This window comes from Streptomyces sp. NPDC002787, from assembly GCF_053592095.1.
This window is the reverse complement of the sequence record NZ_JBSFVC010000003.1, coordinates 338,452-352,114: the sequence shown is the minus strand read 5'-3', so window position 1 is coordinate 352,114 and position 13,663 is coordinate 338,452. Positions and strand designations below refer to the sequence as shown.

Below are 13,663 nucleotides of genomic sequence, written 5' to 3'. Positions count from 1 at the left end.
CGGACCACACATGGGTGCGGTCGGGACCGACGGAGAGGGCTGGTAGGAAGCTATGGAAGAGCCGCGTCGCCTCGGCGGCCGGTACGAGCTGGGCCAGGTGCTCGGCCGTGGTGGCATGGCGGAGGTCTACCTCGCGATGGACACCCGCCTCGGCCGCACCGTGGCGGTGAAGACGCTGCGAGCGGACCTCGCGCGCGACCCCACCTTCCAGGCCCGGTTCCGCCGGGAGGCCCAGTCGGCCGCCTCGCTCAACCACCCCGCGATCGTGGCGGTCTACGACACGGGCGAGGACTACATCGACGGGGTCTCGATCCCGTACATCGTCATGGAGTACGTCGAGGGCTCGACCCTCCGTGAGCTTCTTCACAGCGGCCGCAAGCTGCTGCCGGAGCGGGCCATGGAGATGACCATCGGCATCCTCCAGGGACTGGAGTACGCCCACCGCAACCAGATCGTCCACCGCGACATCAAGCCGGCCAACGTCATGCTGACGCGCAACGGCCAGGTCAAGGTGATGGACTTCGGCATCGCCCGCGCCATGGGCGACGCCGGTATGACGATGACGCAGACCTCCGCGGTCATCGGCACCGCGCAGTACCTTTCGCCGGAGCAGGCCAAGGGTGAGCAGGTGGACGCCCGGTCCGACCTGTACTCGACGGGCTGTCTGCTCTACGAGCTGCTGACGGTCCGCCCGCCGTTCGTCGGCGACTCCCCCGTGGCGGTCGCCTACCAGCATGTGCGGGAGGAGCCGCAGCCCCCGAGCGTCTTCGACCCGGAGATCACGCCGGAGATGGACGCCATCGTCCTGCGTGCCCTGGTCAAGGACCCGGACTACCGCTACCAGTCCGCCGACGAGATGCGCGCCGACATCGAGGCCTGCCTCGACGGCCAGCCCGTCGCGGCCACGGCGGCCATGGGCTCGGTCGGTTACGGCGGCTACCCCGACGACCAGCCGACCACCGCCCTGCGCGCCGACGCCGGTGCCACGACGATGCTGCCGCCTGTCGGTCCGGACGATGGCTACGGCTACGACGACCGCCAGGGCCGCCGACGCCAGCAGAAGAAGAACAACACCTCGACGATCCTCCTGGTCGTCGCGGGTGTGCTGGTGCTGATCGGCGCGATCCTCATCGGGCGATGGATGTTCCCGGGGAACGACGTCGGCAACGACACCCTCAAGGCGCCGAACTTCATCGGCCAGAGCGAGGCGGAGGCGAAACAGGCGGCCACGAACGTCGACCTGAAGGTACAGGTCTCCCAGAAGCCCTGCGAGGACCAGAAGAAGGGCAACGTCTGCGAGCAGAACCCGCAGGCGGGTGTCGAAGTGAAGAAGGGCGACACCATCGACTTGGTGGTGTCCACGGGCGCGCCGAAGGTGGCAGTTCCTAGCGTCATCGGTGACCAGATCGAGGACGCGAAGGACAAGCTGGAGGGCGAGGACTACGAGTTCGTCGTCGAGACCAAGACGAAGGAGTCCCCGGAGGAGGCCGGCACGGTTCTCGACCAGAACCCCACAACCGGCAAGGAAGTGGAGAAGGGCTCCACGATCACCCTGACGGTTGCCAAGGCCGAGGAGAAGGCCACCGTGCCGACCGTCACTGGCCGGAGCTGTGACGACGCCAAGTCCCAGATGGAGGCCAACAACCTCGTCGGCACCTGTACCGAGGTCGAGACCAGTGACCCCAACCTCGTCGGCAAGGTCGTGGCGACCAGCCCTGAGGCAGGAACAGAGCTCAACAAGGGCGACACGGTCACCATCCAGATCGGTAAGGCGGCCGAGGAGGAGGAGCAGGAGGCCGAGGTCCCGAATGTCGTGGGACGGACCGTTGGCCAGGCCAAGCAGATCCTGCAGGCATCCGGCTTCACCAACATCCAGTTCGCCCAAGGCAGCGACCAGAGCGACACCGCGATCGTCACCGACCAGGACCCGGACGGCGGCAACGGCGCCGACCCCAGCCAGACGACGATCACCCTCGCCTCGGTGGGCTTCGGTGGCAACAACGGCAACAACAACAATGGCGGGAGCAACGGCGGCGGGTTCTTCGGATAACGCCACCGCTCCCCACGACGAGGAATGATCCACCCCTCGTCCCGTACAACGAAGGAGCCCCGGCACCTCCCTGAAGGGGGTGCCGGGGCTCCTTCGTTGTCCAGATGTTTCACGTGAAACCGGATGTTTCACGTGAAACATCCCTACGCGCAAGCAACCTGCCGTGGCTCTACCGCAGTTCCTTCGGGAGGGTGCGTTCCGCGTTGACCCGTTCCACGCGCTCCAGCTCGCCCCACACGATGTACCGGTACCGCGAGGTGTAGACGGGCGTGCAGGTGGTGAGGGTGATGTACTTGCCGGCTTTCTTCTTGCCGGACTCCTTCGGGATGTTCGACAGGACCTTGACGTTGTACTTCGAGGTCTCGGCGAGGGTGTCGTAGACCTTGTAGACGTACCAGTTGTCGCGGGTCTCGAAGACGATCGAGTCGCCCTTCGCAAGCTTGTCGATGTTGTGGAACTTGGCACCGTGGCCGTCGCGATGGGCGGCGAGGGTGAAGTTGCCGTCCTTGTCGGAGGTGGGGAGAGTCGCCTTGACGGGGTCGGTGTAGTAGCCGGCGACACCACCGTTGAGGATCTTGGGCGAGGTGCCCTTCTTCACCAGGACCTCGCCGTTGTTCATCGCGGGAACATGCAGGAAGCCGATGCCGTCCTTGGTGTCCAGGGCGCCCGGGCCGGTGTCGGCGGACCAGTTGTCGCGGACCTTGTTCGCTTCCTTGTCCGCCTCGCGGTCGGCGAGGACGTTCGTCCACCACAGCGAGTAGACGACGAACAGGCCGAGCACCAGCCCCGCTGTGATGAGGAGTTCGCCGAAGACACTGACGGCCATGGCCAGCCGGCTCATGCCACGGCGCCGTGGCGCGGTCTCGGACACGCCTGTCTTCTCTTCGGTGTCGTCGGTGGTCACTGCCACAGTTCTTCCGCCCTTGGTCGAGCCCCTACTGGACGAGCGCGTCGGGCTTCCCCTCGCTGCGCGGCCGTTCCTCCACCATCTTGCCCCACACGATCATGCGGTACTTGCTCGTGAACTCGGGCGTGCACGTGGTCAGCGTGATGTAGCGGCCCGGCTCGGTGAAGCCGGATCCCGGGGGAACGGGGTCGAGCACGCTGACGTTGGTCGGAGGCGTCACCGGCAGGATCGAGGCCATGTCGTAGACGTAGTACTTGTCCTGCGTCTCCACGACGATCGGGTCACCGGGCTTGAGCCGGTTGATGTACCGGAACGGTTCACCATGGGTGTTGCGGTGACCGGCGATACCGAAGTTGCCGGTCTTGTCCTCGGGCATCGCCGTCTTGATGCTGTTCTCGTCGTAGTGCCCGACCATTCCGCGGTCGAGGACCTTCGACTTGTTGATGCCCTCGGCGATCGGCACGACGACGTCCAGCTTCGGAATGTGCAGGATGGCGAAGCCCTGCCCCGGCTCGAACGCGCCCGGCGCGCGCTTGCCGTTCTTCCACTCCTCCTGGAGGCTCGTCGCCTCCCTGCCCGCCTGCTGATGGGCCCGGATGTTCGACCACCAGAGCTGGTACGTGACGAACAGCAGCATCACCACACCGGTGGTGATGAACACCTCTCCGATGACCCGGCTGGCGATCACCCCGGCACTGGGCTTCTGCGCCCGCGCCGCCCGCCGTGCCTCGACCCGGGAACGGGGCGATGTCCGGCCAGCCGCCCCTAAGGCCTGCTCGGGCCCCTGAGCGACTCCGGAGCCCACGTGGGCCCCCGGGGAGCCCCCATGCCTCCCGTGCCGTCTCGCGGCCTTACGGCGGGCCGCACGGCCTCCTGGGGCGGGGGGCGCGGATATCGGCTCGGCCGCAGCCGCCATGCGCCGCGCCTCCTCCACCCGGAGCGCCACGGTCTCCTCGTCGATCGGAGGGTGCTCCTGGGCGGTGTCGGCCGAGACCCGCTCATGGACGGTGGCCGCTCCATAGGCCTCGAAGGAGCCCTCGGACGTGGCCTGGAGGCGGTCGCCGTAGCCCTCATACGGCTGGAAGGAGGGCTCCGCGTCCGGCTGCTGCTGCCCGTACCAGTCGCCCTGGACGTACGGCGTGGTCGGCTGGGCGGCCCACTGCTGCTGAGGCTCGGCCGGGTCGGCGTACGGCCCGGACTGGAAGGCCTCCGCCTCGAACGACTCGGCGCCCCCGTACGCGGCCTCGCCGCCGTAGGGGGCACTCTCGCGCTCGGGACGCAGGGCCGTCACGCCGTGGCCCTGCCCACCACGGGGGCGAGCCCCGTCGACCTCGCCACGGCCCCTTGGTCGCCGCATTCCGCCAACCAGTTGGCGAGCATGTGGTGGCCGTGCTCGGTGAGCACCGACTCGGGGTGGAACTGCACGCCCTCGACGGGCAGTTCACGGTGCCTGAGGCCCATGATGATCCCGTCGTGGGTACGCGCCGTGACCTCCAGCTCCGCCGGCACCGTCGCGGGCTCGGCGGCCAGGGAGTGGTAGCGGGTCGCGGTGAAAGGGGTGGGCAGGCCCGCGAAGACCCCCTTGCCCTCGTGCTCCACCAGCGATGTCTTGCCGTGCAGCAGTTCGGGCGCGCGGTCCACGACACCGCCGTACGCCACCTGCATGGACTGCATGCCGAGGCAGACGCCGAAGACGGGGACGCCGGTCGCGGCACAGTGGCGGACCATGTCGACGCAGACGCCGGCCTCCTCCGGGGTGCCCGGCCCGGGGGACAGGAGCACGCCGTCGAAGCCGTCCTGGGCGTGCGAGGTCGCCACCTCGTCGTTGCGCAGCACCTCGCACTCGGCGCCCAGTTGGTACAGGTACTGGACCAGGTTGAAGACGAAGCTGTCGTAGTTGTCGACGACGAGGACCCGGGCGGGTCGGGCGGCACTCACTGGTCGTTCACCGTCACATCGTTGAAGGGCAGCAGGGGCTCCGCCCAGGGAAAGACGTATTGGAAGAGGACATAGACGACGGCCAGGGTCAGCACGATGGAGACCAGCGCCTTCACCCATACGTTGCCCGGCAGATGTCGCCAGATCCAGCCGTACATGCCGTCCCTTCCTTCACACCACGGCACCGGTCTCACGCCGTACCGCCACCAGACTAACGGCGGAGTGCCTCCGGTTTCCCGGCCTCCACAGGCTGTGTGGATTCGAGATGGCCCCAGACGATGAGCCGATGGCTGTGTCCCCACTCCGGGTCGCACGTCGTCAGCGTCAGATACCGCCCCGCGCGCGTGTAGCCCGATTTCTTCGGTACGGGGTCGATGACCTGGACGTCCGTGGGCAATGTCCGATAAGGCCCTTCGTCGATGACGTACGTGAACCAGTTCGCTCCGTCGCTCAGGACGACCGCGTCACCGGGGCGCAGCTTGGGAAAATCTTTGAAGGGATCACCGTAGGTCCGGCGGTGGCCGGCGACCGCGAAGTTCCCCTTCTGTCCCAGCTGAGCGGTGTTCGCGTAGTGCCCGAGCCCTTTCTTGAGAGTGTCCGTCTTCGTGCCTTCGAGGACGGGCTTGTTCCACGTGAAACCAAGCCGCGGGATGTACATGAGGGCGAAGGGCTTGCCTGCCTCGTACGGAGCGGGTGGCTCCGGAGCCGCCGTGGTGCCCGGGCCGGACGTCGGCCTCACCGGCTGCTTCGCCCACTGGTCCTGGAGCAGGTCGACCTGGTGGTCCATCTCGGTGTCGGCCTTCACACCGGTCCAGAACAGCACGTAGACGACGAAGAGCAGGATCAGGGTGCCTGCGGTGATGCAGAGTTCGCTGACGGTCCTCACGATCACGCGCACCGACACGGGTCCCCCGGCTGCCGTCACTCCACGGGCTTCGCGTACTTCAGATCCACTGTGCCCGAGTAGCCGGGAAGAGTCACCGGCCCGTCCTCGGTCACTTTCCAGCCCAGTCCGTAGACGTTGACGTACACCATGTAGTTCTGGATCGCCTCGCTCGCGGCGAGCGCCTTCTGCAGCTTCTCCGGGTCACCGACCGCCTGGATCTTGTACGGGGGTGAGTAGACGCGGCCCTGGAGGATCAGGGTGTTGCCGACGCAGCGCACGGCGCTGGTGGAGATCAGCCGCTGATCCATGACCTTGATGCCCTCGGCGCCGCCCAGCCACAGGGCGTTCACCACGGCCTGCAGATCCTGCTGGTGGATGACGAGGTAGTCGGGCTGCGGCTCGGGGTAGCCGGGGAGCTTGGCGGTGGCGTCCGGCGGGGCGTCGTTGAGGGTGACCGTGAGCGCCTCGCCCTTGAGCTTCTGGGTGCCGGCGTTCTTCTCCAGGGCCTTGAGCCGCGCGTCCTCGGCCTCGGTGCTGCCGTCGTCCCTTTCGGCGAGGGCCTCGACGTCGCCCCGGAGGACCGCGTTGGACTCGTCGAGCTGCCCGTTCTTGTGGCTGCGTTCCTGAATGAGGTCGGAGAGCTTCAGCAGTGAGGCGTCCGTACGGATGTTGGTGCCCTTGGCGGTGTCGAAGCTGGTGAAGAAGATCAGCCCGGCCAGGGCGAAGACGCCGACGGTGAGCACGCGCACGGGCCGGAAACCGCCTCGGTCGGAGGGATCGCCGTTCCGGGAGGCGGCCTCGGGGCCGGCCCCGGAGGAGTCGGCGGAACCGGCCTCCGGGGAGGTGCCGGAACCAGCCTTGGGGGAGTCGGCTGAATTGCTCAACGTACCCTTATCTCCTTAGGCGCCACGGAAGCACTACGCTAACGGACGCCCGGGGGAGCAATCAGTGTCCCCTTGTACGCTGCCCCGGAGCCCGCCACAGTTCCCTGCGCGGCCACGCAGCGCATCGACAGGAGAGACCCTCGTGCCGAAGTCACGTATCCGCAAGAAGGCCGACTACACGCCGCCGCCGTCCAAGCAGGCCACGAATATCAAGCTGAACAGCCGTGGCTGGGTGGCGCCCGTCATGCTGGCCATGTTCCTCATCGGCCTCGCCTGGATCGTCGTCTTCTATGTGACCGACGGCTCGCTGCCGATCGACTCCCTCGGTAACTGGAACATCGTGGTCGGCTTCGGCTTCATCGCCGCGGGATTCGGCGTCTCGACCCAGTGGAAGTAGCGGTCTCCGCTCGGTGGAAGTAACTCTCCCCAGAGCTATCCACGGAGTTATCCACAGGCGTTTTCCACAGTGGGGAAAAAGAACGACGATCTGTGGATAACTCACTGGGCGTTGACGCCGGTATGACTGCTCCACCAGTATCCGCAAACATGTTCGCCCCCTGCCTGACCTGCGAAAACGCAGGTGAGCGACAGGGGGCACACCTGTTCCCGCACCCTATGCACAAGATCCGCCACGGTCTGTGGACAACAGTGCCGTAACGGTGCCCTCGGGGCGCCGGACCGGTGACGGTGCGACATCACCTCAGGTCAGCTGCGCGGTCCTGACCAGCGTCATGACCACCACGGCGGCCAGTACCAGAGCGCATGCGCCGTACTGGATCAGCGCCCGCCGCTCACGCGGCGCGTGCACCATCGCGTAGCCGACCAGGACACCACCGACGAGGCCGCCGACATGGGCCTGCCAGGCGATGTTGAACATCGGGGTGAAGGTGAAGATCAGGTTGATCACCAGCAGGATGATCAGCGGGCGCATGTCGTAGTTGAGGCGGCGCATGAGGACGCCGGTCGCGCCGAAGAGGCCGAAGATGGCGCCGGAAGCACCGAGGGACGGTTGGTTCTGCGCGGCGAGCAGGTAGGTGAGCGCACTGCCCGCGAGGCCCGAGACGAAGTAGAGCGCCAGATAACGGGCTCGGCCGAGGGCCGCCTCCAGCGGACCGCCGATCCACCACAGGCTGAGCATGTTGAACAGGATGTGCGTGACGCCGCTGTGCAGGAACATCGACGTCACGAGCCGGTACCACTGGCCCTCGGCGACGCCCTGGAGCGAGGAGCCCAGTTCCGGTACCCAGGCCCGCCCGATGAGGTCGAACCGGTCGGTGAAACGGTCACCCGCGGACATCTGCACCAGGAAGAGCAGCACGTTCACGCCGACCAGGATCTTGGTGAGGAGCCGTGGGTCGGCGGTGACCGTGCCGCCGGCGAGGGTGCGAGGGGCAGAGGCGGAGGGCGCATGGCCTGTGCCGGAGCCGCCGCGGACGCATTCGGGGCACTGGAAGCCGACGGAGGCGCTCACCATGCACTCGGGGCAGATGGGGCGCTCGCATCGGGTGCAGCGGATACCCGTCTCGCGGTCCGGGTGCCGGTAACAGGTGGGCAGGCTCTGCGCGTCCCGCGAGCTGCTCGGCACCTGGTCCATGGGGTCCCCTCCATCTCCTGTGTGGAACGCATCGGCCCCGCCCATCCTTACGGATGAGCGGGGCGAATGGTTCCCTTCGGGACCTTGCGAACCTTTTCGGCTCCGCCCGCGTGGTGAACCCGGCGCGCTCGGCCTCGGCGGTGAACCCGCCGGACGAGGCGGACGCGGCGAGACCAGGCGCGGGCTCGGCCCTGGCGGCGACCGCCGTGGGCTCAGCCCTGGCGGGTCTCGACGACGACCGACTCGATGACGACGTCGTTGACCGGGCGGTCGGTGCGCGGGTTGGTCTGGGCGCCGGCGATGGCGTCCACGACCTTCTGGCTGGCCGCGTCGACGACCTCGCCGAAGATGGTGTGCTTGCGGTTCAGCCACGCCGTCGGGGCGACGGTGATGAAGAACTGCGAGCCGTTGGTGCCCGGGCCCGCGTTGGCCATGGCCAGCAGGTAGGGCTTGTCGAAGCCGAGGTCCGGGTGGAACTCGTCCGCGAACTGGTAGCCGGGACCACCGGTGCCGTTGCCCAGCGGGTCACCGCCCTGGATCATGAATCCGCTGATCACCCGGTGGAAGACCGTGCCGTCGTAGAGCTTGTCCGTGGACTTCTGGCCGGTGGCCGGGTTGGTCCACTCACGCTCGCCCTGGGCGAGCTCGACGAAGTTACGGACCGTCTTGGGCGCGTGGTTCGGCAGCAGCCGCACCTCGATGTCGCCGTGGTTGGTCTTCAGGGTGGCGTACAGCTGCTCAGCCACGATCTGCCTTCCGTTGTCCTCTGTGAACTCCCCCGATCCTCGCACGGACGGCGCCGTCCGTCCCCCGACGCCCGCGCTCTTGTACGGCGGGTGCGCGGAAAACCGGTCGAGTACCCCCGGTACCGGCGCGCTTCGCGGCGATCCGTGGCATTGTCGGCATTGTCGTGGACAAGCTCCCGTTGCCCCGCATTCATCCTCTATTGCACGTGACCGGTTCATGAGCGACTCCTGCTCGATGATCAACCGGAGTCGGTATCCATGACCCGGATGCCCGCCCGCACATGCCCCGGAGCGCTCCGGGAGGCATGATCCCCAAAAGGGTGGAAAGTCGAATTACCGTACGCCACCGAGGAGGAGGATCCCGTGACCCGCATCGACAGCGTGCGCGCCGCGACCGGCTCGGCGAAGGACAGCGTGCTGCACGCCGCGGAAGTGGTGGCGCCCTACGCCGACACGGCCAAGGACAAGGCCTCGCACTACGCGCACGAGGCACGCGTACGACTCGCGCCGAAGGTGTCGCAGGCCGCGGAACAGGCACGCGTCCAGTACGGCGCCCATGTCGTCCCGCGCCTTGAACAGGCTCGCACGCATGTACCGCCGAAGGTCGACCACGCGGCCCATGAAGCCGCCGTCCGCACTCGCAAGGCGGCCCGCCAGGCCGCCGACTACTCCCGTCCGCGCATTGAACAGGCCGTGGCCGTTGCCGGGCCCGCCCGCGAGGAGGCCACTGCCCGCAGTGTCGCCGCGCTGGCCGCACTGCGCGGGCAGGTTTCGCCCCAGCAGATCCAGAAGCTGGTTCGCAGGCAGCAACGCCGGGCGAAGCTCGGCCGTGCCGTCAAGGGACTGGCCGTGCTGGGCGCCCTGGCAGGCGGCGCCTTCGCCGCCTGGAAGTGGTGGGACAAGCAGGCCAACCCCGACTGGCTGGTCGAGCCCCCCGCCGCCACCGAGGTCTCGGAACCCGGTCGTCTGTCCTCCGTGGACGGCAGCGGCCAGTCCGTCCTCGACCCGGAGGTCCAGGCCAAGCAGGCCGACGAGGAGGAAGCCGACCGCGACAACCGCCGCTGAGAGCCGGAAACCGAGAAGATTTTCTTCCGAGGCTGCTTCCCGCCCCGGAGGCGAGTCTCGCGAGCCCCTTCTGCCCGAGAGTGCGTTCGCCTGGGCACCTTTCAACCGCCCTGTGGGGCAGAAGACTTGAAAGTCTTCTGCCCCACAGGGCTGTTTCACGTGAAACGTCCACGCCCTCCGGGCCACCGAGCCACAACACCCGGAATGTATTGATCCGGTTGCGAAGGGTGACGCACACATCCGGTCGCGCTCCTCTGCGTCCCAGAGCACCGGTTTCGCATATGCGCACGCCGACACGTGCCATCACCCGTCACCCCCCACCAACGGCCATCTCTTCACGGAGTGCACAGATAGCGATCGCGACGACCCATGCTCCGAGCGCCATAGGCAGCCCGAGCCCCGCCAACACCGGGAGACAAGAAAAAGACCGGACCGGATGTCCTACGACATCCGGCCCGGTCGATCCACTGTGGAGCCTAGGGGAGTCGAACCCCTGACATCTGCCATGCAAAGACAGCGCTCTACCAACTGAGCTAAGGCCCCGGAAGGGAAGCATCCACCCGGAGGAACCGACCACCGGAGGGCTTCGCAGACCAGAGTACCGGGTCACCCCCGGGATCTCGCAAAAAGATTGGGGGTCCCCGTGAACGACCACTCTCCGTAAGATGCTCGTCGTGGTTCGCTACAGCGAACCACGGTATTTGGGGAAGCGATGGGGAGACGCAATGGACGCCGCACAGCAGGAAGCGACCGCAAGAGCCCGGGAGCTGCAGCGGAACTGGTACGGAGAGCCGTTGGGGGCGCTCTTCCGTAGGCTCATTGAGGATCTGGGGCTCAATCAGGCCCGTCTCGCGGGGGTGCTGGGCCTGTCCGCACCGATGTTGTCGCAGCTGATGAGCGGTCAGCGTGCCAAGATCGGCAATCCGGCAGTGGTCCAGCGGGTCCAGCTGCTGCAGGACCTTGCGGGGCAGGTCGCGGACGGCAGCGTGAGCGCCGCCGAGGCAACCGAGCGCATGGACGAGATCAAGAAGTCACAGGGGGGATCTGTGCTCAGCAACACCACGCCGTCGACGACGAGTTCGGGGGCGCCTACGGTCAAGCGGGTCGTCCGCGAGATCCAGTCACTGCTGCGCTCCGTCGCGGCCGCGGGCGACATCATCGAGGCGGCGGACACCCTCGCCCCGACCCACCCGGAACTGGCAGAGTTCCTCCGGGTGTACGGCGCGGGCCGCACCTCGGACGCGGTGGCGCACTACCAGTCCCACCAGAACTGAGTTCAAGGCCCGTTCCCCGAAAGGGGGTTTGGCGACCGGGCCGAGGCCGAAGGGGGGCGAGGGGTCTGTAGGCCCCTCGTGAGCCACGGAGACGTGGACGTAGGCTCCAGAAGAGGCGAGCGGTCAGCGGAACAGAACGGCAGGGGGACAGCGGCGGGAAACAAGCTCCGAGAAAGCCGGGCACGTGCAGGCCGGCTCCGCGGAGGGCGGCGCGAGCGCCGTGTCCTCCGCCGACGGGCAGCCAAGGGGGGAGCCGAAGGGGGAACGACGCACAGCCATGGGTGAGGTCTTCGCCGGCCGGTACGAACTGGTCGACCCGATCGGACGCGGGGGAGTCGGCGCGGTCTGGCGCACCTGGGACCACCGCCGCCGCCGCTATGTGGCCGCCAAGGTCCTGCAACAGCGCGACGCGCACGCCCTGCTGCGCTTCGTCCGCGAGCAAGCCGTGCGGATCGACCATCCCCATGTGCTCGCGCCCGCCAGCTGGGCAGCCGACGACGACAAGGTCCTGTTCACCATGGACCTGGTCGCCGGAGGCTCCCTGGTGAACCTCATCAATGACTACGGCCCCCTTCCGCCCGCCTATGTCTGTACCCTGCTCGACCAGCTGTTGTCCGGCCTCACCGCCGTGCACGCGGAAGGTGTCATTCACCGCGACATCAAGCCCGCCAACGTGCTGCTGGAGGCCACCGGCACGGCCCGGCCCCGCCTGCGTCTGTCCGACTTCGGCATCGCCATGCGCCTGGGCGAGCCCCGGCTGACCGAGACCAACTACGTGGTGGGAACGCCGGGTTACTTCGCCCCCGAGCAGATGCTGGGCGCCGACCCGGACTTCCCGGCCGATCTCTTCGCCGTGGGCCTCGTCGCCCTGTACTTGCTGGAAGGCGCCAAGCCCGACGCCAAGGCCCTCATCGAGCACTTCGCCGCCCACGGCACACCGAAGGCCCCGCGAGGCATCCCCGAGCCGCTCTGGCAGGTCATCGCCACGCTGCTCCAGCCGGACCCCGACTCCCGCTTCCGTACCGCCACGGGCGCCCGCAAGGCCCTCGCCGCAGCCGTGGAACTCCTGCCCGAGCCGGGCCCCGACGACGAGTCGGTGGAGGTCTTCGACCAACTCGGCCCACTTCCCACGGGGTTCGGCCCCGAAGGACCATTGCACCGGGCGTCGGGACTGGACAAGACCGGCACGAACACCGACGGCACGCCCTCGTCGACTCCCCGCCCAGGTACGAACTCACTTTCCGACTTTCCAGGCTGGTCCGATCCTTCAGCGCCTTCGGTTCCCCCCGTTCCCTCGACTCCCGCCTCCTCACCGTCCGCCGGATCACCGCCCCCCGCCTCTGGATCCTCGGCCTCGATCTCGCGGCCGGTCACGGGAAGCGTCCCCTCGTCCGGCGTGGACGCGACACCGCCGCCGCCCCACAATCCGCCGTCGTACAGCCCACGGCCCCAGGACCCACCACGCCCCGACACAGGCACGCCACCAGCACCACCCAACGGCTCCACGCCGCCGACACCACCAACCGGCTCCACACCTCAGCCCCCGTACCCGGGCTCCATAGTGCCGCCGCCCATGCCTCCCACCGCCCCGCCCCGGACCGACTCCGATTCAGTCACAGGCGCGAGCACCGGGGCCGGCGCTGAGCAGTGGTCCCAGGATTCCGGCCCCCTCTCTCCGGCGTCTTCGGCGCACACCGATCCCATATCCACCGAGTCGCCCCCGACCGTCGTACCGCCGCGTCCCGACCGTGATCCCGTGCCACCGCAGCAGCCGTCCACCATGTCGGACACCGGAAGCTTCCATCTGCCGCCGCCCCAGGTGCTCGCCGCCCACACACCGTCGCGCCAGGCGGAGCAGCACGACCCCGGCTACCCACAGCACCAGTCCGAGCAGCAGGCCACTCCCCCGACCGCGACGCCCGTACATGCCGCTCCGGCTCCACGCCCCGAACCCGCGCATGTGCCCTCCCTTCAGCCGCATCCGCCGCTGGGCCTCTCCCAGCCCCCGACCCCGACGGTGCAGCAGCACGCGTACGCCTCTACTGGTTCATACACCGCTCGCCCTCAGCAGGTTCCACGGCGATCGAGGGCACTTCCACGGCGCCGTCCCGGTCCACCCGCCAAGGTGGTCGTTCCGGTCCTGCTGCTCGCGCTGGTCTGCTTCGCGGTGGGGTTCTGGGCGCTGGGCCGGCTCTGAGCCTGTCCAACGAGGCCCATCGACGGCTCAGCCCCGGCCGGCGGCGCAGCCCGACCACCGGCACCCGTCCGTCGACGCCTGCCCCCGCCCCCGCCCCCGCGAGATCAGGCCCTGACGCACCG

13 protein-coding genes and 1 tRNA gene are annotated in these 13,663 nt (G+C 68.1%); 5 read left to right on the top strand and 9 right to left on the bottom strand.

From position 1 onward, the window contains the following. Nucleotides 1-52 precede the first annotated feature (52 nt). A complete protein-coding gene (gene pknB, locus ACWD26_RS05690; protein ID WP_451266504.1) occupies nucleotides 53-2,050 on the top strand; it encodes a Stk1 family PASTA domain-containing Ser/Thr kinase in 1,998 nt (665 codons plus the stop codon). Nucleotides 2,051-2,219: 169 nt separating this feature from the next. On the opposite strand, the gene ACWD26_RS05685 is transcribed toward pknB, so the two are convergent. From ACWD26_RS05685 to ACWD26_RS05660, 6 genes are read right to left on the bottom strand one after another with little or no spacing between them, the layout of a single operon-like run. Continuing rightward, nucleotides 2,220-2,954 (bottom strand): class E sortase, encoded by a 735-nt coding sequence (locus ACWD26_RS05685; RefSeq protein ID WP_451266502.1) that lies wholly within the window; start codon nucleotides 2,952-2,954, stop codon nucleotides 2,220-2,222. Nucleotides 2,955-2,985: 31 nt separating this feature from the next. Continuing rightward, nucleotides 2,986-4,248 carry a class E sortase gene (locus tag ACWD26_RS05680; RefSeq protein WP_451266500.1) on the bottom strand — a complete coding sequence of 421 codons (1,263 nt, stop codon included), beginning with the start codon at nucleotides 4,246-4,248 and terminating at the stop codon, nucleotides 2,986-2,988. Continuing rightward, on the bottom strand, nucleotides 4,245-4,895 hold the full coding sequence (locus ACWD26_RS05675; RefSeq protein WP_451266498.1) for an aminodeoxychorismate/anthranilate synthase component II: 651 nt from the start codon (nucleotides 4,893-4,895) through the stop codon (nucleotides 4,245-4,247). The genes ACWD26_RS05680 and ACWD26_RS05675 overlap by 4 nt, the downstream gene beginning before the upstream one ends. Further along, entirely contained in the window at nucleotides 4,892-5,053 is a 162-nt protein-coding gene (locus ACWD26_RS05670; protein ID WP_451266496.1) for a hypothetical protein, read from the bottom strand. Before ACWD26_RS05670 ends, ACWD26_RS05675 begins: the two co-directional genes overlap by 4 nt. A 53-nt stretch (nucleotides 5,054-5,106) precedes the next feature. After that, entirely contained in the window at nucleotides 5,107-5,793 is a 687-nt protein-coding gene (locus ACWD26_RS05665) for a class E sortase (protein WP_451266494.1), read from the bottom strand. Nucleotides 5,794-5,816: 23 nt separating this feature from the next. Continuing rightward, complete coding sequence (locus ACWD26_RS05660; RefSeq protein ID WP_451266492.1) at nucleotides 5,817-6,665, bottom strand: DUF881 domain-containing protein; 849 nt, start codon at nucleotides 6,663-6,665, stop codon at nucleotides 5,817-5,819. Nucleotides 6,666-6,807: 142 nt separating this feature from the next. On the opposite strand from ACWD26_RS05660, the gene crgA reads away from it, so the two are divergent. After that, a complete protein-coding gene (gene crgA, locus ACWD26_RS05655; RefSeq protein WP_045558527.1) occupies nucleotides 6,808-7,062 on the top strand; it encodes a cell division protein CrgA in 255 nt (84 codons plus the stop codon). Between the two features lie 303 nt (nucleotides 7,063-7,365). Here crgA and ACWD26_RS05650 read toward each other — a convergent pair whose 3' ends face one another. Both ACWD26_RS05650 and ACWD26_RS05645 read right to left on the bottom strand, forming a co-directional pair. Next, a complete protein-coding gene (locus tag ACWD26_RS05650) occupies nucleotides 7,366-8,259 on the bottom strand; it encodes a rhomboid family intramembrane serine protease (RefSeq protein ID WP_451266490.1) in 894 nt (297 codons plus the stop codon). A gap of 212 nt (nucleotides 8,260-8,471) precedes the next feature. Continuing rightward, the gene (locus ACWD26_RS05645) at nucleotides 8,472-9,005 is read right to left on the bottom strand and encodes a peptidylprolyl isomerase (protein ID WP_451266488.1); all 534 of its coding nucleotides are present in this window, start codon (nucleotides 9,003-9,005) and stop codon (nucleotides 8,472-8,474) included. Between the two features lie 363 nt (nucleotides 9,006-9,368). On the opposite strand from ACWD26_RS05645, the gene ACWD26_RS05640 reads away from it, so the two are divergent. After that, nucleotides 9,369-10,070 carry a DUF5324 family protein gene (locus tag ACWD26_RS05640; protein ID WP_451266486.1) on the top strand — a complete coding sequence of 234 codons (702 nt, stop codon included), beginning with the start codon at nucleotides 9,369-9,371 and terminating at the stop codon, nucleotides 10,068-10,070. Nucleotides 10,071-10,540: 470 nt separating this feature from the next. Here the strand turns inward: ACWD26_RS05640 and ACWD26_RS05635 are convergent. Beyond that, nucleotides 10,541-10,613: transfer RNA gene (locus tag ACWD26_RS05635), tRNA-Ala, on the bottom strand. Nucleotides 10,614-10,795: 182 nt separating this feature from the next. Here ACWD26_RS05635 and ACWD26_RS05630 point away from each other — a divergent pair. Next, nucleotides 10,796-11,344 carry a helix-turn-helix domain-containing protein gene (locus ACWD26_RS05630; RefSeq protein ID WP_451266484.1) on the top strand — a complete coding sequence of 183 codons (549 nt, stop codon included), beginning with the start codon at nucleotides 10,796-10,798 and terminating at the stop codon, nucleotides 11,342-11,344. A 277-nt stretch (nucleotides 11,345-11,621) separates the two neighbouring features. Then, nucleotides 11,622-13,541: a serine/threonine-protein kinase gene (locus ACWD26_RS05625; protein WP_451266482.1), complete on the top strand. Its 1,920-nt coding sequence runs from the start codon at nucleotides 11,622-11,624 to the stop codon at nucleotides 13,539-13,541. Nucleotides 13,542-13,663 lie beyond the last annotated feature (122 nt).